The organism is Proteus faecis (assembly GCF_003144395.1).
In the GTDB taxonomy this organism is placed as follows: domain Bacteria; phylum Pseudomonadota; class Gammaproteobacteria; order Enterobacterales; family Enterobacteriaceae; genus Proteus; species Proteus faecis.
Window position 1 is genome coordinate 224,270 of the sequence record NZ_PENZ01000045.1, and the last position, 26,174, is coordinate 250,443.

Sequence of the window (26,174 nt, forward strand, 5' to 3'; positions counted from 1 at the left end):
ATGTAGAGATTTATCTTATATTCATATTTAGCGCCCTATAGAGGGAAATTTTATTACTTATCGTGGTTTAGGAGACCTTTATGTTAAAAGTCTGGGGTAGAAAAAACTCATCTAACGTTAAAAAAGTTCTTTGGTGTTTAAAGGAATTAAATGTTCCTTATGAGCAAATCGACGTTGGCGGCCCTTTTGGTGGACTCAATGAAGCAAATTATCTAGCGATCAACCCCAACGCATCTATTCCAACCTTACAAGATGATGACTTTGCTTTATGGGAATCTAATACCATTATTCGTTATTTATGTACAAAATATGAAAATAACACACTCTATCCCATTGATCTAAAACAACGAGCAAATATAGAAAAATGGATGGATTGGTCAAATGGCAGCTTATTTGCTCCCATTCAACAAATGATGATCATGATTGTTCGCACGCCTAAAGAACAACAAAATCCTGAGATTGTTAACGCGTTGAAAGAAAAGCTTAATAAGCTTATTAAAATTGCTGACGACCAACTTGCAAAAACAACTTATTTTGCAGGAGATGCATTTTCTCTTGCTGATATAGCAATCGCTCCATTGGTCTATCCATGGCTAGAAGTTTGCAAAGATAGACCACACTTCCCTCACATTGAGCGTTGGTTTGCACAATTAAGTGAAAGACCTATTTTCCGTGATATCGTGTTACTGCCTGTAAATTAAGTTAATTCATTGGCATTTTGTCGGGATCTGGGTAATGGTAATGAAATCCAAGATCTCGACAGATCTGCTGACCATCAATTTCTCGTATTAAAGGCTTCTCTTCCTCAACAAATTCTGGCGGAATAAGATCGAGTTGATTAGATGCTCTTGAGTAAAAATCTTTCTTTTTAGGGTGAATAGGAGCACATAAGTTATATAAATGGCCACCTTCATTCTGCGCAAGAAGTTGTTCAACAGCAAAAATCACATCGTCTAAGTGGACTAAGTTAACGCATTGATGAGCGCCTTTTACCTGTTTTTTACCTGATAAAAAACGTCCTGCATGGCGACCCGGTCCAACTAATCCAGCTAACCGAAGAATATCAACCGTAGTTAACGGTAAACGATGTAGCCAGTTTTCAACTTCTGCTAACATTTTTGCTGATTGTGTTTCTGGTCGAATATCCATTTCTTCCGTGATATTACCCGTTTGATTGCCATATACAGAAGTAGAGCTAATATAAATGACTCTCGTAACATGACGAGACATTGCGCTATCCACTAACGTCTGAATAGCTTCAACATAATCATAACCACCACCAGCAGCACTGGGTGGTAACGTGATAATAAGGACGTCAGTTTCCATTAAGTAATCAAAATCATCTCTATCACATTCAATTGCGGGTGTTAAATTTACTAAACAGCAGTCAACACCACTCATTCTTGCTGCTTCTACGCCATCTTCGGTGGTTTTAGTCCCTTTAACTTGATAGCCTGCATCACGCAACGCAGCGGCAAGTGGTAAACCTAACCAACCTAATCCTACGATGGTTATTCGTTTCATTTTGCTCCCCTACTTAAATGGCTTAGTCAAAGTATGCTATAAAATTTCAGTTTCGCCATTACTTATAAATAATACTTATATTTCATAAACGTTTCGCATCTCCCTATATACTCGCCTACTTATCCCATTAAGTAAATAAGAGAAATATTAAAATCACATTAAAAACAAAAGGTTATAAAATAATTAAATTATTATTAAAAAATAGGTTGCTTTCTGCTTTGTAAATCATGTAGGTTGAAAGGCAGACAAATTCTAAATGCAGGTTACTAAATAGAGATTAACCGTAACAGGCATTATTAAATAACAAATAGTGTTATTAGCTAGGAAAATAATCATGTATAGCATTCAACTAAACCACCATCATCACCATCACCCTGACTAGTCTTTCAGGCGATGAGTGCTGGAAGACGTTTAAGAAACGCTTCCGGTGGTCTGAATGCAGATAACAACTAAAACCCCGGAAGGCAACTTCCGGGGTTTTTTTATAGCTAATTTTCAAACAAAAAATTAAGACAAGGACAGGGTAATATTATGTTAGACAAAACAAGATTAAGAATTGCAATGCAAAAATCAGGTCGCTTAAGTGATGAATCTCGCGCCCTTTTAGCACGTTGTGGCATCAAAATTAATTTAAACCAACAACGTCTAATTGCTTACGCAGAAAATATGCCAATTGATATTCTACGTGTTAGAGATGACGATATTCCTGGATTAGTAATGGATGGCGTTGTTGATTTAGGGATCATCGGTGAAAACGTTTTAGAAGAAGAGTTATTAAAGCGTCGCTCTCAAGGTGAAAACCCGAGTTATCTGACACTACGTCGTCTTGATTTTGGTGGCTGTCGTCTATCTCTTGCTACCCCTGTCGATTTTGATTATCAAGGTGTGGAATGCTTAAATAATACTCGTATCGCAACCTCCTATCCAAATCTACTCAAGCGCTATTTAGACCAAAAAGGTATCAAATTTAAATCGTGTTTATTAAACGGCTCTGTTGAAGTCGCTCCTCGTGCGGGTCTTGCTGACTCAATCTGTGACTTGGTTTCTACTGGCGCAACATTAGAAGCCAACGGTTTAAAAGAAGTTGAAGTGATTTATCGCTCAAAAGCGTGTTTGATCCAACGCGACGGTGAAATGGAAGCCGATAAACAAGCGCTTATCGACCGCTTACTAACGCGTATTCAAGGTGTTATTCAAGCTCGAGAATCAAAATATATTATGCTGCACGCACCAAGTGATTGTCTTGAAGATGTCATTGCATTACTTCCGGGAGCTGAAAGACCAACTATTTTACCTCTGGCGGGAGACCAAAATCGCGTTGCCATGCACATGGTGAGTAGCGAAACCCTATTCTGGGAAACAATGGAAAAGCTTAAAGCATTAGGTGCAAGTTCAATTCTGGTTTTACCAATTGAAAAAATGATGGAATAAGGTGAAATGATGAAAACGGGTTTTAATACATTAATTTACTGGAATAAATACACGAGAGAACAGCAACAACAGCTATTAACTCGCCCTGCTATTTCTGCATCAGGTTCAATTACAGAACAAGTTGCTAACATCATTTCACAGGTACGTAATGAGGGAGATAAAGCGCTTAAAGCGCTTAGCCAAAAATTCGATAAGGCAGCGCCGGAAAGTGTTTTGGTGTCAAAATCGCAAATCGATGAAGCCTCATCACGACTTGATAGCAAAATAAAACAGGCAATAGCACAGGCGATGAATAATATTCGTCGCTTTCATGAGGCGCAAATTCCTAACACTATCAACGTAGAAACTCAGCCCGGTGTATTTTGTCAGCAAGTAAGCAGAGCAATTGATGCTGTAGGACTTTATATTCCCGGAGGTTCAGCGCCATTGCTTTCAACAGTCATGATGTTAGGTATTCCTGCCCGTATTGCAGGTTGTCGTAAAGTTGTTCTTTGCTCACCGCCCCCAATTGCTGATGAAATTTTATATATTGCTCAACAAATTGGTATTGATGAAATCTTTCAAGTAGGAGGTGCACAGGCGATTGCTGCCATGGCCTTCGGTACTGAATCTATTCCTAAAGTTGATAAAATTTTTGGCCCCGGTAATGCTTATGTAACAGAAGCGAAACGTCAAGTAAGCCAATCGCTACAAGGTGCTGCTATCGATATGCCAGCAGGCCCTTCTGAAGTTTTAGTGATTGCTGACGCGGATGCAAATCCTGCGTTTATTGCTGCCGACTTACTTTCACAAGCTGAGCACGGCCCTGATTCACAAGTTGTGTTATTAACACCTGATGAAACACTCGCTAAAGCCGTTATTGCTGAAACTGAAACACAACTGACACTATTAAGCCGTGCTGAAATAGCGAAACAAGCGCTTGCAGAAAGTCGCGTCATTATTACTCGCGATCTTGAACAGTGTATTGAAATCAGTAATAGCTATGGCCCTGAGCACTTAATTATTCAAACCAATGATGCTGATACTCGTGTTGATAGCATTACCAGCGCTGGATCTGTTTTTCTTGGTGCTTGGTCGCCTGAATCTGCGGGAGACTATGCTTCTGGCACTAATCACGTTCTACCAACTTATGGTTATACCTCAACCTACTCCAGTTTAGGTTTAGCTGACTTTATGAAGCGCATGACGGTACAAAAACTGACAGCAAAAGGTTTATCTGATTTAGCAGAAACGATTGAAATATTAGCACAAGCTGAACAATTAACCGCCCACAAAAATGCAGTTACACTTCGTGTTAATGCTTTGGCTCAAGGGAAAAATAACGATGAAAACTAAATTTGATATCACCACACTTGCCAGAAAAAATGTACGCGAACTAACCCCATATCAATCTGCTCGGCGCTTAGGCGGAAATGGTTCTGTTTGGTTAAATGCAAATGAATACCCTATCGCGCCTGACTTTACTTTTAATGAAAAAAACTTAAACCGTTATCCTGAATGTCAGCCTGTGAATGTAATTAGTCGTTATGCAAAATATGCAGGTGTAGACACTAACCAAGTTTTAGTTAGCCGTGGTGCAGATGAAGCGATTGAGCTCCTTATTCGTGCTTTTTGTGAACCGGGTAAAGACGCAGTGCTCTATTGCCCACCCACATATGGCATGTATAGCGTTAGTGCTGAAACTTTCGGTGTAGAACAGCGTGTTGTCCCTGCTCTTGCTGATTGGAGTCCTGATGTCAAAGCTATCGCATCACAACTTGATAATGTCAAACTTATCTACCTATGTAGCCCAAATAATCCGACAGGAAATATTATTGATCCTTCGCTTATTCGTGATGTATTAGCATTGGCTAAAGACAAAGCCATTGTTGCGATAGATGAAGCTTATATTGAATTTTGCCCACAAGCATCAATTGTTTCATGGCTTGAAGATTATCCGAATTTAGTTATTTTGCGAACCTTATCGAAAGCTTTTGCTTTAGCAGGGCTTCGTTGTGGCTTTACGCTTGCCAACCCACCTGTCATTGAATTATTACTAAAGGTAATCGCACCATACCCACTTTCAACACCTGTTGCAGATATTGCGGCACAAGCATTAACAGAAGCCGGTATTGAGATAATGAAAAAGCGAGTAGCCGAAATTTCGCGCAACAGAGCCTTTTTATCTGATACGTTAAAAAAATTGCCTAATGTTGAACAGGTTTATAACAGTGAAACCAACTATATTTTAGTGAAATTTACTGATGCTACTCTGATTTTCCGAACTTTATGGGAACAAGGGATTATTTTACGCGATCAACAACGTCAATATGGGCTTAATGGTTGTTTGCGTATATCTATCGGTACAGCAGAAGAATGTGATAGCGTGATTAATGCCATAAAAAATATTCAAACTGCAAACATATAAAACATTAAAAACGATAACAACAAAAAATCGCAACTGAAGGATCTCAACCATGAGCCAAAAAATTCTTTTTATCGACCGTGATGGAACTTTAATCACAGAGCCCCCCACTGATTATCAAGTTGATAGACTTGATAAGCTTGCCTTTGAAAATGGCGTGATCCCCGCACTTACTGCTCTGCAAAAAGCAGGTTATAAACTCATTATGATCACAAATCAGGATGGATTAGGCACAGAAAGTTTTCCTCAAGCAGATTTCGATCCTCCTCATAATTTAATGATGCAAGTTTTCTCTTCTCAAGGGATCTCATTTGATGACGTTTTAATTTGTCCTCATAAACCCGAAGACAACTGCCCTTGTCGCAAACCAGAAACAGGACTTGTCACCCAATATTTAGTTGATGGCGCACTAGATAAAGATAACAGCTATGTCATTGGTGATAGGCAAACTGATATTCAGCTAGCTGAAAATATGGGTATCAAAGGCCTTCTTTATAATACCGACAAACTCAATTGGGCTGTTATTACAGAGCAATTGACTAAAAAAGATCGCTATGCTCACGTTGAGCGAAAAACAAAAGAAACACAAATTGCGATCGATATTTGGCTCGATCGTGAAGGCAATAGCCAAATTAGTACGGGAGTCGGTTTCTTTGATCACATGCTTGATCAAATTGCGACACACGGTGGCTTTCGTATGAATATAAATGTGAAAGGTGATCTAGTGATTGATGATCACCACACAGTAGAAGATACCGGCCTTGCTTTGGGTGAGGCATTACGTGAAGCATTAGGTGATAAACGAGGTATTGCTCGCTTTGGCTTTACATTACCAATGGATGAGTGCCTCGCAAGCTGTGCATTAGATATTTCTGGTCGTCCACACCTCGAGTACAAAGCCGAATTTAAATATCAACGCGTTGGTGATTTAAGTACAGAGATGATCGAACACTTTTTCCGTTCTCTCTCTTACACCATGGGTTGCACATTACACCTGAAATCAAAAGGCAAAAACGATCACCACAAAGCTGAAAGCTTATTTAAAGTCTTTGGTCGTACCTTACGCCAAGCCATTCGTGTTGAAGGTAATACTTTACCAAGCTCAAAAGGTGTTCTGTAATGAAAGTGGTTATTCTTGATACAGGTTGTGCCAATTTAGCCTCTGTCGCTTACGCCGTTAAGAGACTCGGTTATGACCCAATAGTGTCCTATGAAAAAAATAAGGTGTTATCTGCGGATAAACTCTTTTTACCCGGAGTAGGCACGGCTAGAGCGGCAATGGAACAACTCAAAGCACGTGAGCTAATTCCTTTGATTAAAGCCTTAACACAACCCGTTTTAGGTATTTGTTTAGGCATGCAAATATTGGCCTCACTAAGCGAAGAAGGTAAGGATATCCCTTTATTAGGTTTAGTTGATGGCACCATAGGTAAGCTTGATACAGCCGGATTACCATTACCTCATATGGGGTGGAACCAGGTATTAGCAAAGCCTGGACATCCTCTTTTTCGTGAGCTTGGTAGCGATGCTTGGTTCTATTTTGTTCATAGCTACGCTTTAGCACTCAATGAATCGACGATTGCAGAAACTGAATATGGCACTCGTTTTAGTAGTGCAATTCAGAAAGATAACTTTTATGGCGTGCAATTTCACCCAGAGCGTTCAGGAAAAGCAGGTGCTCAACTTATCAAGAACTTTTTGGAGATGTAACCCGTTATGATTATTCCAGCATTAGATTTAATTGAGGGTAAAGTCGTTCGTCTTCATCAGGGTGATTATGCCAAACAGCGCGATTATGATGATAATCCGCTGACACGCTACCAACAATATGAAAAAGATGGCGCAAAATTACTTCACTTAGTGGATTTAACGGGAGCAAAAGATCCCTCTGCCCGCCAAATTCCACTGTTAAAAGAACTTGTTACTTGTGTCAATGTGCCAGTACAAGTGGGGGGAGGTATTCGCACTGAAGATGATGTTAAATCACTACTTGATGCAGGAGCAAGCCGTGTTGTTATTGGCTCTACCGCAGTCAGTCAGCCCGAAATGGTAAAAACATGGTTTGAGCGCTATGGAGCAGACGCCATTGTATTAGCCCTCGATGTTCGCATTGATAAACAAGGCAAAAAGTGGGTTGCTGTCAGTGGTTGGCAAGAAAACTCGCCCTATACGCTTGAAGAGATCATCGAGCTTTATCAAAGTGTGGGTTTAAAGCATGTGTTATGTACTGACATTTCTCGAGATGGCACATTAGCGGGCTCTAACGTCGAACTGTATAAAGAAATTAGCCAGCGTTTCCCTGATATTTTATTCCAAGCTTCGGGCGGTATTGGTGATTTACAAGATATCGCAGATCTTCCAGCATCTGGTGTTGCCGGTATTATTGTTGGTAGAGCATTATTAGAAGGCAAGTTTACATTAAAAGAGGCAATATCATGTTGGCAAAACGCATAATTCCTTGTCTTGATGTCCGAGACGGGCAAGTTGTTAAAGGTGTTCAATTCCGTAATCATGAAATTATTGGTGATATTGTTCCTCTTGCTGAACGCTATGCCAAAGAAGGTGCTGATGAACTAGTATTCTATGATATTACAGCATCTTCTGATGGTCGTGTTGTGGATAAAAGTTGGGTATCGCGTGTCGCTGAAGTGATTGATATTCCTTTTTGTGTTGCAGGTGGCATTCGCTCTGTTGAAGATGCAGGGAAAATTCTTTCATTTGGTGCAGATAAAATTTCGATTAACTCCCCTGCACTTTCCGATCCTTCACTGATATCTCGTTTAGCTGATCGCTATGGTGTACAGTGCGTTGTTGTAGGCATTGACACTTGGTTTGATGAAAAAACAGGTGAATATTTAGTTTATCAATTCACTGGCGATGAAAAACGCACACAACAAACGCACTGGAAAACCCTTGATTGGGTACGTGAAGTTCAGCAACTTGGCGCAGGCGAAATTGTTTTAAATATGATGAACCAAGATGGTGTAAGACAAGGCTATGATCTAAAACAACTGGCTTTAGTACGCCAAGTTGCAGATGTTCCTATTATTGCATCAGGGGGAGCTGGCGAAATGTCACACTTTCTTGATGCATTTCAATTAGCCAATGTTGATGGCGCTCTTGCAGCTTCTGTTTTTCATAAACAAATAATTAATATCAACGAATTAAAACAGTATCTTGCAAAGAATGACGTTAAGGTAAGAATATAATGAATAGTGAAACATTAGCGCAACTAGATTGGGAAAAAGTCGATAATCTGATGCCTGTGATTATCCAAAATACCATTTCAGGTGATGTATTAATGCTAGGATATATGAATAAAGAAGCATTAAATGTCACTCTAGAAAGTGGGAATGTTACCTTCTATTCGCGCACTAAACAGCGTTTATGGACAAAAGGTGAAACTTCAGGCAACTTTCTCAAATTAGTCAATATTTACCCAGACTGTGATAACGATACTTTACTTATTTTAGCCAATCCTATTGGCCCAACTTGCCATAACGGAACCGAAAGTTGTTTTGCCCCAGCACAAAGCCAATGGGGATTTCTCTATGAGCTTGAAAATTTATTACGTGAACGTAAAAATGCCTCGCCTGATAGCTCTTATACTGCCCGCCTTTATGCCAGTGGTACAAAACGTATAGCCCAGAAAGTGGGAGAAGAAGGTGTTGAAACAGCATTAGCTGCCACTGTTAATGATAGAGAAGAGCTAAAAAATGAAGCCTCAGACTTGCTTTATCACTTAATGGTACTACTACAAGATCAATCATTATCACTCACTGATGTCATAGGTTGCCTACAAGAGCGCCATAAAAAAACAGAGTAAATGAATTAACATTAATATGAAAAAAGCCGATACAAACTAACGTATCGGCTTCATTTTTTGGGAAAAACAAAAGTAATGGCTTAATTACCTTTTTATTTCCTAAAGAACATTACATTGCTTGGCGGAATAACTCGATAACATCACTTTCAGAACCCTGAACTGGGTTAGTGATTGCGCAAGCATCTTTCAGCGCATTTTCAGCTAATGTTTTGAAATCTTCTTCTTTCACACCTAATTCTTTCAGACCTGCTGGAATACCAACATCTTTAGCCATTTTACGAATTTCTTCAATACACGCTTTCGCACCTTGCTCATCGCTCATTGCAGAAACATCAACACCCATAGCTTGCGCGATATCTTTTAAACGACCTGCGGCTGCTTGAATGTTATAAGCTTGAACATGTGGTAATAGAACCGCATTACACACACCATGAGGTAAGTTATAGAAACCACCTAATTGGTGAGCCATAGCATGTACATAACCTAAAGAAGCATTGTTAAATGCCATTCCGGCTAAGAACTGAGCGTAAGCCATGCTTTCACGCGCTGCCGCATCACCACCATTATCAACAACTTTACGTAAAGACTCACTGATCATAGTAACAGCTTTTAATGCACACGCATCAGTAATTGGATTAGCAGCAGTTGAAACATAAGCTTCAACAGCATGAGTTAACGCATCCATACCTGTTGCAGCAGTTAAACCTTTTGGCATACCAATCATTAATTCTGAATCATTTACAGATAAAAGTGGTGTAACGTTTTTATCAACGATAGCCATTTTAATATGACGCACAGTATCTGTGATGATGCAAAAACGTGTCATTTCTGACGCAGTACCTGCTGTGGTATTAATTGAAATTAATGGTAATTGAGGTTTTTCAGAACGGTCAACACCTTCATAATCTGCAATTTTTCCACCATTAGAAGCCACTAAAGCAATACCTTTAGCACAGTCATGTGGAGAACCACCACCTAAAGAAATCACACAATCACATTGATTTTCTTTCAGCAGAGCTAAACCCGCTTCTACGTTTTCAACAGTAGGGTTTGGTGCTGTACCGTCATAAGTAACACTAGAAATACCAGCCTCAGTCAGTAACTTACTGACTTTATCAACAACACCCAGTTGATTTAAAATGCTATCAGTGACAATCAACGCCTTATGAAAACCGAAGTCTTTCATTGAGCTTACAGCATCAGCAAGGCAACCAGCACCAATTTTATTTACAGAAGGGATATAGAATGTTGAAACTGCCATTATTGACTTCCTTTTTAGTAATTAAATCTGCGTTTTAATATGTTCTATTCTTTTTGTTCTTAAATTGATCATCATCAAAATAATGAATAAATATCAATTTGTTTATCATTCTATTATAGGTAATTTAATAAAGAAGCCCAATTACCCTATTAATTCAATAGGATAATACTATTAACATATTATCATTTGTAACAAAATAATTTGAAAAGCTTATCAAAATAATCAAAACCAGCTATGAACATCACAGCAGAATATTTTTTTTAAAGTCGTATAATGACCTAAAAGAAATAACTTATTAAATTCAGGAGTCATTGATGTCTTTGACTATTTTTGAGCAACTTACAGCTTTATTAGATAAAAACCACGCTTCTTACCGTGTTATGAAACACCCAACTGCAGGTCGTTCTGAAGAAGTTGCAAAAATCAGAGGAACACAATTAGGACAAGGAGCAAAAGGACTTGTTTGCCATATAAAAGGTAATGGCGTTAAGCAACATGTTCTTGCAATATTACCCGCCGATAAACAAGCCGATCTATCAAAACTCGCTCACCAAATTGGTGGAACAAGGGCATCGCTGGCTAGCCCTAAAGAAGTGGATGATCTGACTCAATGCGTATTTGGCGCAATACCGCCTTTTAGTTTTCATCCTGCATTGAAACTTGTAGCTGACCCTCTACTTTTTGAACGTTTTGATGAATTAGCTTTTAATGCAGGTACATTAGAGCGTTCTATTATTCTTAATACACAAGATTACAAACGTATTGCACAACCGGAATTAATCTCTTTTATTCGAGATGAAGAAACCCAGCAATAAAAATCTTCAACTTATCTTTAACAATTACCCTAATCTAAGGGTAATTGTTATCATAATAACTATTCTTTCTGAAGGCTTATTTGTTTGTGGATTAACGTTTTATTTATATTAAGGAGTTTATCATTAGTTAATTTCCATTTTAAATAAATCCAACAAAAACAAACAGTTACATGAAATCTCTTTTCCTATCTCTCCCCCACCATATATATTTACATTTCAATCATTTTATTCACTAAAAAAACGAAGCAAAGACACATACTTTTAACGAAGCACCATAAATAAAAACAAAATATAACCTTATTAACCTATTGATTTAAGATAAATAAATCCCACAAATAGCGATAAATTGAAATTAAATCTAATTTTTTAGATGAAGAGCACAATATTTGATAAAATCAACTTTATTTTATTGACCTGATTTACTCATACCTTTAAGTTACCTATTACAACAAAATAAATGTAAATAATAATTTACATCATAATTTCTTTTTTATTTAGTCAATATCTTTCAGTTACAGGGAATTTTTATGCAGACTTCATCCCGCAAGCTCCCCTTTTATCGTGTGTTATATATTCAAGTTATTATTGCTATCATTTTCGGCATTCTATTAGGGCATTTTTACCCTGATGTTGGTGAATCCTTTAAACCACTAGGTGATGGATTTATCAAAATTGTAAAAATGATCATCGCACCGGTTATCTTCTTAACAGTAGTAACGGGTATTGCTGGTATGAATAACATGAAAGCCGTCGGTAAAGTGGCTGGTAAATCAATGATTTACTTTCTCACTTTTTCTACGATTGCACTTGTGATTGGATTAATCACTGCTAACATTATTCGTCCCGGCGATGGCTTAAATATCACTCCTGAATCATTAGATAGTAGCCGAGTAGAAATGTATGTCACTCAGGCACATAGCTCTTCTCTTGTTGATTTTTTAATGAACATCATCCCTGACACTATCGTTAGCCCATTAGTTAACGGCAATATCTTACAAGTATTGTTTGTTTCTGTGATTTTTGGTCTAGCATTAGCATCAATCGGCTCTCGGGGTGAACCTGTATTAAAATTCTTACAACAACTTTGCGACCCAGTCTTTAAGATGGTTAGTATGCTAATGAAATTAGCACCTATTGGTGCCTTTGGTGCAATGGCTTTTACAATAGGTAAATATGGTATTTCTTCTATTGGCAATTTAATGTTGTTAGTTATCACTTTTTATTTAACAGCATTACTTTTTGTATTGGTGGTTTTAGGCGCTGTTGCTAAATATAACGGTTTTTCTATTCTCTCTTTAATTAAATACATAAAAGATGAACTCTGGTTAGTGCTAGGTACTTCTTCATCTGAAGCCGCACTCCCCACATTAATGAATAAAATGGAGAGTCTAGGCTGTAAAAAATCAGTTGTCGGTTTAGTTATTCCAACGGGTTACTCTTTTAATTTAGATGGCACTAATATCTATATGACTATGGCAGCCTTATTTATTGCGCAAGCAACGGGCGTAGATTTGTCATTAACAGAACAAATTACGTTACTCTTTGTTGCCATGATTAGCTCAAAAGGCGCGGCAGGTGTCACTGGTGCAGGTTTTATTACTTTAGCAGCAACCTTATCGGTTGTCCCTAGTGTTCCCGTTGCAGGTATGGCTCTAATCCTCGGTATCGACCGTTTTATGTCTGAATGTCGTGCATTAACTAATATTGTGGGTAATGCTTGTGCCTGTATTGTTGTTGCGCGTTGGGAAGATGCCTTAGATAAAGAGAGAATGAATGATGTTTTTAGTGGAAAAATATCAAAAGAAAACTTTTCTGATGATAATTTAGTCTCTGATAAAACAAACAAAGAGCCTCATTATGTGAAAATCTCTGAGCAATAACTTGTGTTTTTTCTTCACTCGATAATGATAAAAGAGGATATTTAAATAAGTATCCTCTTTTTTATTGAATTATTCATATTTAATTACTTTGTTATTACCATAGTAATAAATAATACAATCATGACAAGTCATCGATTGTATTTAAATACCACTGAAAATTATTTTCACTTTAATAGATTAAAATAAGTGTATAGAAAAATAGTATTTTTAATGTTTTTTAATAATGCTCATCCCGTTTAATACTACAATATTATATCTATAAAAAAGGTGCTCTATTTGAGCACCTTTTGTTTGCTATATTTTGAGTAATATAACCGAATATTTAATCTTACTTATTCCATCCACTCAGTGTGGAATACGCCATCTTTATCAGTACGTTTATAAGTATGCGCACCAAAGTAATCACGCTGAGCTTGGATTAAGTTTGCTGGTAACACTTCTGCACGATAGCTATCATAGTAAGAAATCGCCGCAGAGAATGTTGGAGTAGGAATACCTGCTTGTACACCATAACACACAACATCACGCAGAGCTTGTTGGTAATCGTCAGCGATTTGTTTGAAGTATGGCGCTAATAGCAGATTTGCAATACTTGCATCTTCGTTATAAGCATCTGTAATTTTTTGCAGGAATTGAGCGCGAATAATACAGCCCGCACGGAAAATTTTCGCAATTTCACCGTAGTTTAAATCCCAATTATATTCGTCTGATGCTGCTTTTAGTTGTTGGAAACCTTGAGCATAAGAGACAATTTTACCTAAATACAGCGCACGACGAACATTCTCGATAAAGGCTTTTTTATCACCTGAGAATGCTTTAGGTGTTGGGCCTGATAGTACTTTAGATGCAGCAACGCGTTGATCTTTTAATGAAGAGATATAACGAGCAAACACAGACTCGGTGATAAGAGTAACTGGTACACCTAAGTCTAAAGAGCTTTGGCTAGTCCATTTACCAGTACCTTTATTTGCCGCTTCATCAAGAATCACATCGACAAGGTATTTACCTTCGTCATCTTTTTTACGGAAAATATCAGCTGTAATTTCAATTAGATAGCTACTTAATTCACCTTTATTCCACTCGGTAAAGGTTTCTGCTAGTTCTTCGTTAGTTAGACCTAAAGAGTGTTTTAATACTGAATATGCTTCTGCAATCAGTTGCATATCGCCATATTCGATACCGTTATGTACCATTTTTACATAGTGACCCGCACCATCAGCACCGATATAAGTGACACAAGGTTCACCTTCAGCAACAGCCGCAATCTTTTCAAGGATTGGAGCAACTAATTCGTAAGCTTCTTTTTGTCCACCAGGCATGATTGAAGGACCTTTTAATGCACCTTCTTCACCACCAGAAACACCTGTACCAATGAAATTGAAGCCTTGTGCTGATAATTCACGGTTACGACGAATAGTATCTTTAAAGAAAGTATTTCCGCCATCGATAAGGATATCACCTTTATCTAAATGCGGTGTCAATGCAGCAATTGTTTTATCCGTTGCTTCACCCGCTTTTACCATTAATAAAATACGGCGCGGTTTTTCTAACGAATCAACAAACTCTTCAATAGAATAATTCGGAACCAGTTTTTTACCTGGATTTTCAGCGATAACATCGTTGGTTTTATCGCTTGAGCGGTTGTAAATGGATACAGAATAACCACGGCTTTCAATATTTAGCGCAAGGTTACGTCCCATAACGGCCATACCAACCACGCCGATTTGCTGTTTTGACATGAAAATAACTCCCGTCTGAAAATAAACCTGCCAGTATCAATGTACTGACAATTTGTTAACCTGATCACATAGTAACTCACTCTCTCACTTGGTGGTAGTTATTGATGTAATTGGTATCACAATCTTTTAGACGAAATGAAATTATTCCCCTACTACTAATAATAATTTATTGAAAAATTCCTTCAAATTGCTCATTATTCTCAAGTCGGCATATGCCGTCTTTATAGAAGGTAAAACAAACTGTATGGAATGGATCTTAGATCCGACAATCTGGGTAGGGCTCTCCACCCTTATTGTTCTCGAAATCGTACTTGGTATTGATAACCTTGTTTTCATTGCTATTCTGGCAGATAAACTCCCAGCAAAACTAAGAGATAGAGCTCGTATAACAGGTCTATTGTGTGCCCTTGTTATGCGGATTGTGTTGTTATTTAGTCTCTCTTGGCTTATCACTCTGACAAAACCTCTTATTACACTGTTTGATCATCCTTTCAGTGCAAGAGACTTAATTATGTTGCTCGGAGGGATATTCTTACTGTTCAAAGCGACTATGGAGCTTAATGAACGACTAGAAGGTAAAGATCACGACGAAGGAAAACAACGCAAAACTACTCGCTTTTGGTCTGTGGTTGCACAAATTATCGTGCTGGATGCGGTATTCTCACTTGACTCAGTGATAACCGCTGTAGGTATGGTTGATCATTTAGGCGTAATGATTGCGGCTGTTACTATTGCAATGTTCTTGATGATCCTAGCAAGTAAGCCTCTAACAAGTTTCGTCAATAATCACCCAACCATTGTTATCTTGTGTTTAAGCTTCTTGCTGATGATTGGTTTTGCATTAGTTGCCGAAGGCTTTGGCTACGCCATTCCAAAAGGTTATCTATATGCAGCGATCGGCTTCTCTATCATGATAGAAGTCTTTAATCAGCTTGCACAATTTAACCGTCGCCGTTTTTTATCTGCTTCTCGCTCTTTGCGTGAACGTACAGCAGAAGCGGTTCTACGTATTATTAATGGTAAGCCCGAATCGTCTGAATTAGATCCTCACACATCTGATTTAGTCTCCAGCTCAGAAGAAGTGTTTGATCCTCAAGAGCGTCAAATGATTGTGCGTGTGCTTGGTTTAAGCCAACGTAATGTCAACAGTATTATGACGTCTCGTCATGATGTTGAATACGTAGACTTAAATGCAACACAAGATGATATCCGCCAATTATTAGAGAAGGATCCCCACTCTCGTCTGGTGATCACTGATGAACAACATAGTGATGAACCGATCGGCGTGGTTAATGTCATTCAGCTACTGAATCAACAGTTACGTAATGAGCCTCTAAACTTACGTTTATTGGTCACTCAACCTTTGATTTTCCCTGAAGGCTTATCCTTGCTACAAGCGTTAGAACAGTTCCGTAGTGCTCACACTCACTTCGCTTTTGTTGTAGATGAATTTGGTTCAGTAGAAGGGATCGTGACGCTAACTGACGTTATGGAAACTATCGCGGGTAACCTACCGGTCAGTTCTGAAGAAAACGATTCACGTCATGACTTGGTTCAAAATGAAGATGGTTCATGGACTGTAAACGGTTTTACACCACTTGAAGACTTAGTGCTTTATATCCCAATCAAATTGGATGAAAAACGTGAGTATGAAACCTTAGCAGGCTTATTAATGGAACATTTACAACGTGTTCCAACTGTTGGTGAAAAAATCCTTATTGATGGCATTGAATTTGAGCCGTTAGAAGTGAACAACCATCGAATTAATAAAGTCCGAATTGTTGAACCGACACCAGAAAACGAAGAGAACGTTGACGAAGCGTAATCCCCGTCAAATAGCAAAATATCCGCCTTAAAGGCGGATATTTTTTTATCTGAAGATAATGCGCTGGAAAATACTATGCATACCAATGTCAGTGTTAAAACAATCTGGTTAACCTCTATTCTCTATTGAAGGAGGAAGACAATCACCACCACCTTTAACTGGTTTTTATTATCCAACGATTCAACTGCCTAATGTGCAAAATAGCTGGAGCCTTGTGATTGAAATTTATGAAGGCCCCAAAAAAGTCGCAGATGTTTTTATTCAATTTAAATAACCACCTTCTATATAATTTTTCCTGAGTAAATAAAAAAACGGGCTTTGTTTTCACACAAAGCCCGCCAATAAAATTTTAAACACTCATTTTAGATTAATTCAATACAATGAAAATTAACCTAAAGTACTTGGTACAAGAATTTCTGTAGCAACAATTACAATCACAAGACCGACTAATACAGGTACAGAAACTCGTTTCATCACTTCGAAAGGTGAAATTTTTGCCATACCCGATACCGCGACCACAACACCAGAGACCGGTGATAATGTACGGCCTAAGTTTGAAGCTTGTAACATAGGAATAGTTAAATAAGCCGGGTTTACACCCATATTGCTTGCTAAACGAGGAATTAATTCAACAAACGCATAGAATGGCGCATTACCAGAGCCAGTTGTCATTGCTGCTAACATGGTAATTAAGACCAGCGCAATCATCATCACAATCGCACCCGAACCTAATGATTGAGCACCATCAATTAACGCATTGATAAAGCCAACTGTTGTTAAGCCTTGAGCAAATACCCCTGCCGCCACTAATAACATAACAACTTGAGCAAAGGCATCGGCCATACCGCGATAAGCAACTTCTAAACCTTCAAAAACTTGTTTTGCACTAAAGCTACGAATAAATTCGATAACAGCCGCTAAAATCATACAGATAATAATAATGGCGACAATATGTAATTCTGGCAACCATTTACCATCAAAGACGAGAACGCCGATAATTGGCGTGAAAGGTAAAATCGCATAGAAACTTGGTGCATGAGTTTTGATCTCATTCACGTCTAACATTTCTGTTTCGATATGCTCTTTACGGTCAAGATAACGTTGCCAGAAGAAGTGAGCGATACACATACCTATAATTGCAGCAATAGAGATAGGTAATGTGGTTTTAAATGCAAAATCAATTAACGGCATTTTAGACGCTTCTGCGGCTAAAATAACATCACCTGATGTTGGCGCTAAAATAATAGAAGCTGGAGAGGCACAGATTGCAGCCGCCGCTCCGCGGCTAATTCCCATGTTCACCATAACAGGGAACAATGTTGCCATTAATAACACACCTAAACCTGTTGCTGATGAAACAGCCAGCGACATCAAACATGCAACAATGTAAGCCGCAACCATTAGCAGATAAGGCGAGTTAATCATTTTCAGTGGACGTGAGGCTAATTTAACAACAACATCATTAGCGCCGATGTGTGTCATATAAGAAGCAAAGCCACAAAGTATCATGATCATCATACCTAAATCGCCACCACGGCTCATTAGTAGATTTTTCACATACTCAACAATATCGATTAAACCATAACCTGTCGCAGTTGCACTTGCAGGTAAAACAGTTCTTCCCATAATAACGCTGATGATCAGTAATAACAGACCACCCGTCATTAAAACACCTGTTGGTGAATAGCCTTTTACAATATAACGTCCAACACCTACAGCAACGAAGGCGCCGATAAGAATTTCGATCATTTATTTATCCTGTCTAACATAGTCATTTATAAAATGAAGTTTTTTATTTTTATCATCATTTTTGCGTTTAGTGCGATTGACACACTCTGCCCAAAGGCAACGTTCCAGTGTATGATATATATCAAAAAAAACGACTATTTTTTTGCACATACATAGCATGAATGCTTACTTTTCATTCAAAAGATAAATTAAATGATAGATATAAAGCAAAAAGCACACAATTACCAAAATAGTGTGCTTTTATTAAGAATGTGATGAAGTTAAAAATCGTGAAATTAGATTTTCTTCAATAGTTGATTAAGTGCTTTTACTTCAGGACTTTCTGCATCTTGTTTATTTAACCAATTATCGATAGCTTGCTTGGCTTTTTGCTGTAATTGGTCGCGCAATAATTTTTCAATATTAAGTTCATATTGAATAGCATTCCAATCACCATAGAGCCTTAATGGAATTTCAATTTTAGCCAATTGACGGATAAAATCGTTTTCTTTACCCCAACCTTTTTTGATATTAACCAGTAACATCACATCAAGATCATGGCGTTGAAGATCCACTTTACCCTGCCCTTTAATTTGATAAGCCTCTGCTTGAGCATCGAGTGAATTAATGGTTACTTTCCCTTTGGGCGCTAATTTAAATTGGGCAATCACATTATCTGCTTGGGTATAACTTTCGACATCTTCAGGGTAAATTACTTTATCCGTCGCTTGAGCGACAGATTGCTGAATAACCTGTGGTACATTTAATCCCTGCATTTTAAATTGAGTAACAGATGTATTAAGCGTACCTTGCCAATAATTATAAAAAGCTTTTCGGTTATATCCCGTTCCTTCTAAATTTCCTTTTGCTGAAATTAATCCACTAAAATTTTCAGGTTGATTAAAAACACGCAATAGTGGCTGTAATGGAATATTGTTCATTGTGATATCCATGCTAATATGCGCTGGCACAATGCTTGTAGAGATAACCGTTGGAAGTGAAAAATCACCTTGAAGGAGTTGCCCTGTTAAGGTTTTAATATTCAAGGAGTTAGGATTATTTAGAGCATCAAGTTTAAAATTATTAATCTCTAAATCTTTATAAAGAAGCTTATTCAGTGCTAATTTCAATGTAAATTCAATATTACTCCAATGAGTTAAATCATATTCTTTACTTTCAACAGCGACTGAAGTAATAACCGGTTTTGCCATAATAGTGGCATTTGGTGCAGGTGCTGCATGGGCTGTATTAAATAATGAAAATAACGGTGACGTTTTATTATCTTTTGATGTCAATAATACAGTTTCAGTAGTGTTAGTCGCAGCTAACTCAGGTAACAAGGTATTTAAATTTAATTGTTCACCTTTTAGATCAACTTGATAACGAGTCGTATCTGCAAATTCTGCACTGATATTACCTTGCAATTGACTATCATTAGCAGTGAGATTTAAGTTATTAAGTGAAATTTTTCTCACGCCTTCATTTTGGATATGAAAATCTGAAGTTAAACTTCCTGCAATTCCATTTTCAGGGATCCCAACACCTGATAAAGCGTAATCTAACTGTGTGATATTACCTGAAACTTGGTAAGGATAACTTTTCATATCCGCATTAGCGGCAATATTTAGCATGATCTCACGACGGTCACGATTCACTTTCGTGCTCATTTCAAGACTAACTTGTTTTTTCTCGTCTGTTTTCAACGACAGATTAATATCACGTAAATTAAGCTGCTCACCATCTTTCATTTGCCAAATAATTAAGCTATCTGAAATATTCACTTTAGCGATATTCAACTGCCAATTATTGGCTCTAGGTTCGATAACGGGACGAGAAATATCTCGAGGAGTAGACGGAGGTGATATTTTAGGAATTGCCTTACTTTCAGGTGTTTGGCGAACCACTGCACCTTTAAGCATAACTTCTTTTACTTCAAGTTGATGGGAAAGTAGCGGCAATAACTCAACATCAAGACGCATGTTATCTGCTGTGACTAAAGGCATTTCAGCACCAGGTGCTGTCAATGACATTTTACCACTGATAATGCTTAACTTTGGCCACACATGCCAACGCATATCATCTTGTAATGTGAGTTTATAACCGCTTTGTTTTTCAACCCTTTCAATAAGGTATCCACGGAAATCATTTGGGTTAATGAGTAAAACTAACGCTGTTAAGCCTGCCAAAATAACCACAAGCAAAATAGCCAGTGTTGTCAAAAACCTTTTCATATAATTACCCGTTTAGTGAACATGATAATGATGATTATAAAGATAGTTAATCTTCACTAATCCGACTACCAACTGCACCTTGTTGATTTTTATATTTTGCATCTTGACGACGATTATAAGGTCTATCAGCAGAACCCGACATAGGCTCAAAGCTTAATGCACCAATAACCATACCCGGTCTTAATGCGAGAGGAAGTTTACCTGAATTAAAAAATTCTAATACGATTTGTCCATGCCAGCCAGGATCAATACGATGGGCGGTAACATGCACCATTAAACCTAAACGAGCTAATGATGAGCGTCCATCTAACCATCCAACAACATTATCAGGCAAAGTGACTGACTCCAGTGTCACTGCTAACGCTAATTCACCCGGATGTAAGAAAAATGCTTCACCTTCAGGTAAAACAATTTCATCACTCATTACACGCTCTAGCGCAGCGTTCACTTCAGCCTTAGGGCCACTCAAATCAATATAAGCTGCAGTATGGCCTTGGAAAACACGAAATTGATTTCCTAAGCAAACATCTGCTGTTGCGCCGTTAATTCGCTCGACGGGCGGGCGGGGTTCAATGACTAATTTACCTTCATCCAGCCACTGAATAATATCACGGTCGCATAATCGCATTTTATTTCCTTCTTCAAGTTAAACAGGCAGTTTCATCATGCATGAAAGCTGCCTACAAATGAATCTATTATTCGCAGAATTGCCCAATTTTTGCTTTCAGAATATCAATCGCAACGCGGTTTTTTCCCCCTCTAGGGACAATAATATCGGCATATTGTTTAGAAGGCTCAATAAACTGGAAGAACATCGGACGAACGGTTTTATTATATTGTTCAATGACTGAGTCTAAGCTACGTCCACGTTCATTCACATCTCGTTTAATTCTACGCATCAAGCAAATATCTAATGGCGTATCAACAAAGATAGAAAAATCCATCTCTTCACGCAGGCGTTTATCTGTTAATAACAAGATGCCTTCAATGATAATAACTTTTTTAGGTTGAAAAGGAATGGATTCTGCTTTGCGAGTGTGAGCAACGTAGTCGTATTGAGGGAGTTCTATGGATTTTCCTGCTTTTAATTCACACAAATGATGATATAAAAGTGCGTGATCCATCGAGTTTGGGTGGTCATAATTGACCTTATATCGTTCTTCCATCGTTAAATCACTTTGGTCACGATAATAACAATCTTCTGGTATCACTCCGATATTATGATCACCTACTTGCGCTCTTAATTCGCGGTAAAGTGTACTTGCAATAAGGCTTTTACCCGAAGCAGAGGCTCCAGCGATACCTACAATTGTGCACTGATGTGCTGTGTCAGCCATAATCAAAAACCTGGTTTGAAATAAAAAGAGGGATAACGTAATAATATGTAAATATTACGCTAGCGCAGATTATAGTTTTGAAATCACTCTGGTTCCAGCGTAAAACCAGAAATCTATTTGTTTTTTATCAAAAACAGTCGGAAATTGCATATAAAAATGGAAAGCCAAATGGCTCTCCATTTAAATCAGCAAATAATTCAAGATATTATTCCACTGTAATTACACTGCGCGGAAAGAAATTTCCGTTGGAATTGCATCACCATCCCAATACATTTGAGCGGACACTGTAGATGCGATTTCGCGATAAATATCGGCAAACTCACCTTCAGGATCACGCATCACGGTTGGTTGCCCGCGGTCTAGGTCTTCACGTAAAGAGATATGAAGAGGAACTTGGCCTAATAATTGGCAATGATACTTCTCTGCTAATTTAGCCGCACCACCAGTACCAAAGATAGGTTCAAGGTGACCACAGTTACTACAAATATGTGCACTCATGTTTTCAATAATACCTAAGACAGGCACATTGACTTTTTTAAACATGACGATCCCTTTCATTGCATCCACCAGCGCGATATCTTGTGGTGTTGTTACCACAACCGCAGCAGTTACAGGGATATTTTGAGATAAGGTCAATTGGATATCACCTGTTCCCGGTGGCATATCGATAACCAGATAATCCAAGTCAGGCCACAGCGTATCTTGAAGCATTTGCATTAATGCTTTGCTCGCCATAGGACCACGCCATACCATTGCATTATCATCGGTGACTAAATAACCGATAGAGTTAGACGCTAAACCATAAGCCATAATCGGTGCCATATGTTGTCCATCAGGAGACGTTGGACGCTCCATTGTGGTCCCCAACATATTCGGAATAGACGGCCCATAAATATCAGCATCAAGAATACCTACTTTAGCGCCTTCTTGTGCAAGAGCTAACGCAAGGTTAACGGCTGTACTTGATTTACCAACGCCACCTTTACCAGAGCTCACTGCAAGAATATTACGCACACCATTAACACCTGGCAGATCATTTGCACGGCGTAAGGTTGAAATATTATGCTTGAGTTTCCATTCAATGGCTTTTGCACCAGTAATATTGCGAAGTTCGGCGGTCTTTTCTTCAATTAGGACTTGGAAAGGTTTTTTCCAAACAAACGGCATCACTAACTCGATATGAAGAACATCGTCAATCATCGCACATTGATGTAATGCTTTTAGAGAAAGCAGATTACGTTTCAATGTTGGGTGTTCAAAAGTAGACAAGACACCTGAAACTTTTTCGTTCAGAATCTCAGGGGTGGTCTGCTCGGGGGATTTATCACTCATCCCGGCTCCTCTCGTTTTCATTATTTATTAAATATATGAGTGTATCTATCATATCAGATAGTAGATGACTACGATAATGCCTTACCTCAATTTGCCAACTGAAATTTCTCTTGCAAAAACTCAATTATTGCCCTAGCGACATCATGACGGATCGGTTAACATCAAAGTCCCTTTTATTAATTTTATGGAAGTAAGATCCTTACTATGTCTCACGTCGTGAATAAATTATTGGTAACCTGCGCGTTACCTTATGCTAACGGTTCAATTCATCTCGGTCATATCCTTGAACACATTCAGGCAGATATCTGGGTCCGTTATCAACGAATGCGCGGCAAAGAAGTTCATTTCATCTGCGCTGACGATGCTCACGGTACACCTATTATGCTAAAAGCCCAACAACTGGGTATCACGCCAGAAGCAATGATTGAAGAAATGAGCAAAGAGCATCAGCAGGATTTTGCGGGTTTCAATATCAGTTATGATAATTATCACTCTACACACAGTGAAGAGAGTCACCAATTATCAACTAAAATTTATCTTGCACTGAAAAAAAATGGTCACATCAAAAGCAAAACTATTTCTCAGCTTTATGATGAAGAAAAAGGTATGTTTTTGCCTGACCGCTTTGTAAAAGGCACTTGCCCTAAATGTAAAGCGCAAGACCAATATGGTGATAACTGTGAAGTTTGTGGCTCAACCTACAGTCCAACAGAATTAATTAACCCACGCTCTGTTGTATCAGGTTCAACGCCTGTTATGCGTGAAACTGAACACTATTTCTTCGACTTACCTGCATTTAGCAATATGTTACAAGAGTGGATCCGCTCTGGTGCTCTGCAAGAGCAAGTTGCGAATAAAATGCAAGAGTGGTTTGACAGCGGTTTACAACAGTGGGATATCACTCGTGACGCACCTTATTTTGGGTTTGAAATTCCAGATGCACCGGGTAAATATTTCTATGTATGGTTAGATGCACCAATCGGCTACATGAGTTCATTCTTAAACTTATGTGAAAAACGCGGTGATTTAAGTTTTGACGAGTTTTGGAATAAAGACAGCAAAGCAGATCTTTATCACTTTATTGGTAAAGATATCGTCTATTTCCACAGCTTATTCTGGCCTGCAATGTTAGAAGGTAGCGAATATCGCAAACCAACCAACTTATTTGTTCACGGTTACGTCACTGTAAATGGTGCGAAGATGTCAAAATCTCGTGGCACCTTTATTACAGCGCGTGCTTATCTTGATCATTTTGATGCTGATTGTCTACGTTATTACTATGCTGCAAAACTTTCATCACGCATTGACGATATTGACCTAAACTTAGAAGACTTTGTTCAACGTGTTAATAGCGACATTGTAAATAAAGTCGTTAACCTAGCATCACGTACAGCGGGTTTTATCAGCAAGCGTTTTGATGGCAAATTAGCTGATTCTTTAGATGATGCTAAACTTTATCAACACTTTGTTGATATGAAAGAAACTATCGCACAGTCATTTGAAAATCGTGAATTTGGTAAAGCTGTTCGTGAAATTATGGCATTAGCTGATGAAGCTAACCGTTACATTGATGAAAAAGCGCCTTGGATCGTGGCTAAACAAGAGGGTCAAGATGCTCAGTTACAAGCAATCTGTACTATGGGAATTAACTTATTCCGCGTATTGATGACTTATTTAAAACCAGTATTACCTTCACTAACAGAGCGTTCAGAAGCCTTTTTACAAACTCAATTAACATGGGATGCGCTTGAAAAACCGCTGTTAGGCCAAGAGATCACTAAATTCAAAGCGCTGTTTAATCGCATTGAAATGGATAAAGCCAATGCCATGGTTGAAGCATCAAAAAGTACCATTGCGCCAGTAAAAGAAATAACAGGCCCATTAGCAGATTCGCCGATTCAAGAAACCATCAACTTTGATGATTTTGCGAAAATCGATATGCGTATTGCTGAAATTAAACAAGCAGATTTAGTTGAAGGTTCAGACAAACTGCTGAAATTAATTCTGGACTTAGGTGGCGAAACTCGCCAAGTATTCTCAGGTATTCGTACTGCATACCCTGATCCTAAGGTGTTAGAAGGTCGCTTAACGGTAATGGTGGCAAACTTAGCTCCTCGTAAAATGCGTTTTGGTATTTCAGAAGGCATGGTAATGGCAGCAGGTCCTGGCGATAAAGATATCTTCTTACTCAGCCCAGATTCTGGTGCAAAACCGGGTCAGCAAGTGAAATAACAACTAAAATTCATTTACAAAATAAATGAATGGCGGGGTTCTATTAGAGCCCCGCCTTTTTTTTATTGTGATCCATAGCACACTTTCAAAATCGGTGTATGATAATTCTGTTAGTTGATTTGGGACACTTACTTATGAAATCTAAACGGGCACGATTGCAGATTACGCTTTGGCATTATCTACGATCTTTTTTGGTACTTTATCTTTGTCTCTTCGCTGGTAATCTTATTTCAGCCCTTCTACCCTTCGCGGTTCCAGGCAGTATTGTTGGCTTACTAATTCTTTTTGGTTTACTGGCTTTTCAGCTTATCCCTGTGCGTTGGGTTAAACCTGGTGCAAATATCCTCTTAAAAAACATGTCATTACTCTTTATCCCCATCGGGGTTGGTGTAATGAACTATTATGATTTGTTAAGTCAGCAACTTTTTCCCATCGTTTTAGCCTGCGTCGTGAGTACCTTTGGTGTTATGGCACTCGTTGCCTATTGCTCACACTATGTTCATCGCGAGCGCGTTATCGTGGGTTCGAAACCAGACCAAGTTGAAGATATTGTTGAAACAAAAGAGAAAGACGATGATAAAGCGTTAAGTGAGAAGAAAAAATGTTAGC

22 protein-coding genes and 1 other annotated feature are annotated in these 26,174 nt (G+C 38.4%); of the genes, 14 read left to right on the forward strand and 8 right to left on the reverse strand.

Annotation, left to right across the window (positions count from 1 at the left end; genetic code table 11):
* The first annotated feature begins 80 nt into the window (after positions 1–80).
* Positions 81–701 (forward strand): glutathione S-transferase family protein, encoded by a 621-nt coding sequence (locus DK858_RS14835; protein ID WP_109398060.1) that lies wholly within the window; start codon positions 81–83, stop codon positions 699–701.
* 1 nt (position 702) lies between these two features.
* On the opposite strand, the gene DK858_RS14840 is transcribed toward DK858_RS14835, so the two are convergent.
* Positions 703–1,524 (reverse strand): SDR family oxidoreductase, encoded by an 822-nt coding sequence (locus DK858_RS14840; RefSeq protein ID WP_109398061.1) that lies wholly within the window; start codon positions 1,522–1,524, stop codon positions 703–705.
* A gap of 357 nt (positions 1,525–1,881) precedes the next feature.
* Positions 1,882–2,011 (forward strand) — a sequence feature (His leader region).
* Between the two features lie 44 nt (positions 2,012–2,055).
* Here DK858_RS14840 and hisG point away from each other — a divergent pair.
* Genes hisG through hisIE form a run of 8 tightly spaced genes read left to right on the forward strand, consistent with a single transcriptional unit; the run spans position 2,056 to position 9,185 of the window.
* On the forward strand, positions 2,056–2,955 hold the full coding sequence (hisG, locus tag DK858_RS14845; RefSeq protein WP_109398062.1) for an ATP phosphoribosyltransferase: 900 nt from the start codon (positions 2,056–2,058) through the stop codon (positions 2,953–2,955).
* Positions 2,956–2,961: 6 nt separating this feature from the next.
* Positions 2,962–4,290: a histidinol dehydrogenase gene (hisD, locus tag DK858_RS14850; RefSeq protein ID WP_109398063.1), complete on the forward strand. Its 1,329-nt coding sequence runs from the start codon at positions 2,962–2,964 to the stop codon at positions 4,288–4,290.
* Positions 4,280–5,362: a histidinol-phosphate transaminase gene (hisC, locus tag DK858_RS14855; RefSeq protein WP_109398064.1), complete on the forward strand. Its 1,083-nt coding sequence runs from the start codon at positions 4,280–4,282 to the stop codon at positions 5,360–5,362. Before hisD ends, hisC begins: the two co-directional genes overlap by 11 nt.
* Positions 5,363–5,411: 49 nt before the next feature.
* Positions 5,412–6,479 carry a bifunctional histidinol-phosphatase/imidazoleglycerol-phosphate dehydratase HisB gene (gene hisB, locus DK858_RS14860; protein WP_109398065.1) on the forward strand — a complete coding sequence of 356 codons (1,068 nt, stop codon included), beginning with the start codon at positions 5,412–5,414 and terminating at the stop codon, positions 6,477–6,479.
* Positions 6,479–7,069, forward strand: coding sequence for an imidazole glycerol phosphate synthase subunit HisH (gene hisH / locus DK858_RS14865; RefSeq protein ID WP_109398066.1), 591 nt, complete (start codon positions 6,479–6,481; stop codon positions 7,067–7,069). The genes hisB and hisH overlap by 1 nt, the downstream gene beginning before the upstream one ends.
* Before the next feature lie 6 nt (positions 7,070–7,075).
* Positions 7,076–7,813, forward strand: a complete 738-nt coding sequence (gene hisA / locus DK858_RS14870) for a 1-(5-phosphoribosyl)-5-[(5-phosphoribosylamino)methylideneamino]imidazole-4-carboxamide isomerase (protein ID WP_109398067.1) — start codon at positions 7,076–7,078, stop codon at positions 7,811–7,813.
* The gene (hisF, locus tag DK858_RS14875; protein WP_109398068.1) at positions 7,795–8,568 is read left to right on the forward strand and encodes an imidazole glycerol phosphate synthase subunit HisF; all 774 of its coding nucleotides are present in this window, start codon (positions 7,795–7,797) and stop codon (positions 8,566–8,568) included. The genes hisA and hisF overlap by 19 nt, the downstream gene beginning before the upstream one ends.
* The gene (gene hisIE, locus DK858_RS14880; RefSeq protein ID WP_162556408.1) at positions 8,568–9,185 is read left to right on the forward strand and encodes a bifunctional phosphoribosyl-AMP cyclohydrolase/phosphoribosyl-ATP diphosphatase HisIE; all 618 of its coding nucleotides are present in this window, start codon (positions 8,568–8,570) and stop codon (positions 9,183–9,185) included. The genes hisF and hisIE overlap by 1 nt, the downstream gene beginning before the upstream one ends.
* A 109-nt stretch (positions 9,186–9,294) precedes the next feature.
* Here hisIE and yiaY read toward each other — a convergent pair whose 3' ends face one another.
* The gene (yiaY, locus tag DK858_RS14885; protein ID WP_109398070.1) at positions 9,295–10,446 is read right to left on the reverse strand and encodes an L-threonine dehydrogenase; all 1,152 of its coding nucleotides are present in this window, start codon (positions 10,444–10,446) and stop codon (positions 9,295–9,297) included.
* A 314-nt stretch (positions 10,447–10,760) separates the two neighbouring features.
* Between yiaY and DK858_RS14890 the strand changes: the two genes are divergently transcribed.
* Positions 10,761–11,261: a YbaK/prolyl-tRNA synthetase associated domain-containing protein gene (locus tag DK858_RS14890; protein ID WP_109398071.1), complete on the forward strand. Its 501-nt coding sequence runs from the start codon at positions 10,761–10,763 to the stop codon at positions 11,259–11,261.
* A gap of 527 nt (positions 11,262–11,788) precedes the next feature.
* On the forward strand, positions 11,789–13,141 hold the full coding sequence (locus DK858_RS14895; protein ID WP_109398072.1) for a dicarboxylate/amino acid:cation symporter: 1,353 nt from the start codon (positions 11,789–11,791) through the stop codon (positions 13,139–13,141).
* Positions 13,142–13,473: 332 nt separating this feature from the next.
* On the opposite strand, the gene gndA is transcribed toward DK858_RS14895, so the two are convergent.
* Entirely contained in the window at positions 13,474–14,880 is a 1,407-nt protein-coding gene (gndA, locus tag DK858_RS14900) for an NADP-dependent phosphogluconate dehydrogenase (RefSeq protein ID WP_109398073.1), read from the reverse strand.
* A 244-nt stretch (positions 14,881–15,124) separates the two neighbouring features.
* Between gndA and DK858_RS14905 the strand changes: the two genes are divergently transcribed.
* Positions 15,125–16,705: a TerC family protein gene (locus DK858_RS14905; protein ID WP_109398074.1), complete on the forward strand. Its 1,581-nt coding sequence runs from the start codon at positions 15,125–15,127 to the stop codon at positions 16,703–16,705.
* 387 nt (positions 16,706–17,092) lie between these two features.
* Here DK858_RS14905 and dcuC read toward each other — a convergent pair whose 3' ends face one another.
* From dcuC to apbC, 5 genes are all read right to left on the reverse strand, one after another.
* Positions 17,093–18,454 carry an anaerobic C4-dicarboxylate transporter DcuC gene (gene dcuC, locus DK858_RS14910; RefSeq protein WP_109398075.1) on the reverse strand — a complete coding sequence of 454 codons (1,362 nt, stop codon included), beginning with the start codon at positions 18,452–18,454 and terminating at the stop codon, positions 17,093–17,095.
* 275 nt (positions 18,455–18,729) lie between these two features.
* Positions 18,730–20,664: an outer membrane assembly protein AsmA gene (gene asmA, locus DK858_RS14915; RefSeq protein WP_109398076.1), complete on the reverse strand. Its 1,935-nt coding sequence runs from the start codon at positions 20,662–20,664 to the stop codon at positions 18,730–18,732.
* Between the two features lie 46 nt (positions 20,665–20,710).
* Complete coding sequence (gene dcd / locus DK858_RS14920; RefSeq protein ID WP_006537532.1) at positions 20,711–21,292, reverse strand: dCTP deaminase; 582 nt, start codon at positions 21,290–21,292, stop codon at positions 20,711–20,713.
* Positions 21,293–21,359: 67 nt separating this feature from the next.
* A complete protein-coding gene (gene udk, locus DK858_RS14925; protein ID WP_109398077.1) occupies positions 21,360–22,001 on the reverse strand; it encodes a uridine kinase in 642 nt (213 codons plus the stop codon).
* Positions 22,002–22,220: 219 nt separating this feature from the next.
* The gene (gene apbC, locus DK858_RS14930) at positions 22,221–23,333 is read right to left on the reverse strand and encodes an iron-sulfur cluster carrier protein ApbC (protein ID WP_036912151.1); all 1,113 of its coding nucleotides are present in this window, start codon (positions 23,331–23,333) and stop codon (positions 22,221–22,223) included.
* Positions 23,334–23,537: 204 nt separating this feature from the next.
* Between apbC and metG the strand changes: the two genes are divergently transcribed.
* Positions 23,538–25,565: a methionine--tRNA ligase gene (gene metG, locus DK858_RS14935; protein WP_109398078.1), complete on the forward strand. Its 2,028-nt coding sequence runs from the start codon at positions 23,538–23,540 to the stop codon at positions 25,563–25,565.
* Between the two features lie 134 nt (positions 25,566–25,699).
* On the forward strand, positions 25,700–26,173 hold the full coding sequence (locus DK858_RS14940; RefSeq protein WP_072063009.1) for a CidA/LrgA family protein: 474 nt from the start codon (positions 25,700–25,702) through the stop codon (positions 26,171–26,173).
* Position 26,174 lies beyond the last annotated feature (1 nt).

Coding starts and splice junctions, on each gene's coding strand:
- hisIE (WP_162556408.1), top strand. CDS start 8,568: ATGAATAGTGAAACATTAGCGCAACTAGATTGGGAAAAAGTCGATAAT.
- apbC (WP_036912151.1), bottom strand. CDS start 23,333: ATGAGTGATAAATCCCCCGAGCAGACCACCCCTGAGATTCTGAACGAA.
- DK858_RS14840 (WP_109398061.1), bottom strand. CDS start 1,524: ATGAAACGAATAACCATCGTAGGATTAGGTTGGTTAGGTTTACCACTT.
- metG (WP_109398078.1), top strand. CDS start 23,538: ATGTCTCACGTCGTGAATAAATTATTGGTAACCTGCGCGTTACCTTAT.
- hisH (WP_109398066.1), top strand. CDS start 6,479: ATGAAAGTGGTTATTCTTGATACAGGTTGTGCCAATTTAGCCTCTGTC.
- DK858_RS14835 (WP_109398060.1), top strand. CDS start 81: ATGTTAAAAGTCTGGGGTAGAAAAAACTCATCTAACGTTAAAAAAGTT.
- DK858_RS14940 (WP_072063009.1), top strand. CDS start 25,700: ATGAAATCTAAACGGGCACGATTGCAGATTACGCTTTGGCATTATCTA.
- hisD (WP_109398063.1), top strand. CDS start 2,962: ATGATGAAAACGGGTTTTAATACATTAATTTACTGGAATAAATACACG.
- hisG (WP_109398062.1), top strand. CDS start 2,056: ATGTTAGACAAAACAAGATTAAGAATTGCAATGCAAAAATCAGGTCGC.
- hisA (WP_109398067.1), top strand. CDS start 7,076: ATGATTATTCCAGCATTAGATTTAATTGAGGGTAAAGTCGTTCGTCTT.
- hisC (WP_109398064.1), top strand. CDS start 4,280: ATGAAAACTAAATTTGATATCACCACACTTGCCAGAAAAAATGTACGC.
- DK858_RS14895 (WP_109398072.1), top strand. CDS start 11,789: ATGCAGACTTCATCCCGCAAGCTCCCCTTTTATCGTGTGTTATATATT.
- udk (WP_109398077.1), bottom strand. CDS start 22,001: ATGGCTGACACAGCACATCAGTGCACAATTGTAGGTATCGCTGGAGCC.
- hisB (WP_109398065.1), top strand. CDS start 5,412: ATGAGCCAAAAAATTCTTTTTATCGACCGTGATGGAACTTTAATCACA.
- hisF (WP_109398068.1), top strand. CDS start 7,795: ATGTTGGCAAAACGCATAATTCCTTGTCTTGATGTCCGAGACGGGCAA.
- yiaY (WP_109398070.1), bottom strand. CDS start 10,446: ATGGCAGTTTCAACATTCTATATCCCTTCTGTAAATAAAATTGGTGCT.
- DK858_RS14890 (WP_109398071.1), top strand. CDS start 10,761: ATGTCTTTGACTATTTTTGAGCAACTTACAGCTTTATTAGATAAAAAC.
- dcd (WP_006537532.1), bottom strand. CDS start 21,292: ATGCGATTATGCGACCGTGATATTATTCAGTGGCTGGATGAAGGTAAA.
- DK858_RS14905 (WP_109398074.1), top strand. CDS start 15,125: ATGGAATGGATCTTAGATCCGACAATCTGGGTAGGGCTCTCCACCCTT.
- gndA (WP_109398073.1), bottom strand. CDS start 14,880: ATGTCAAAACAGCAAATCGGCGTGGTTGGTATGGCCGTTATGGGACGT.
- asmA (WP_109398076.1), bottom strand. CDS start 20,664: ATGAAAAGGTTTTTGACAACACTGGCTATTTTGCTTGTGGTTATTTTG.
- dcuC (WP_109398075.1), bottom strand. CDS start 18,454: ATGATCGAAATTCTTATCGGCGCCTTCGTTGCTGTAGGTGTTGGACGT.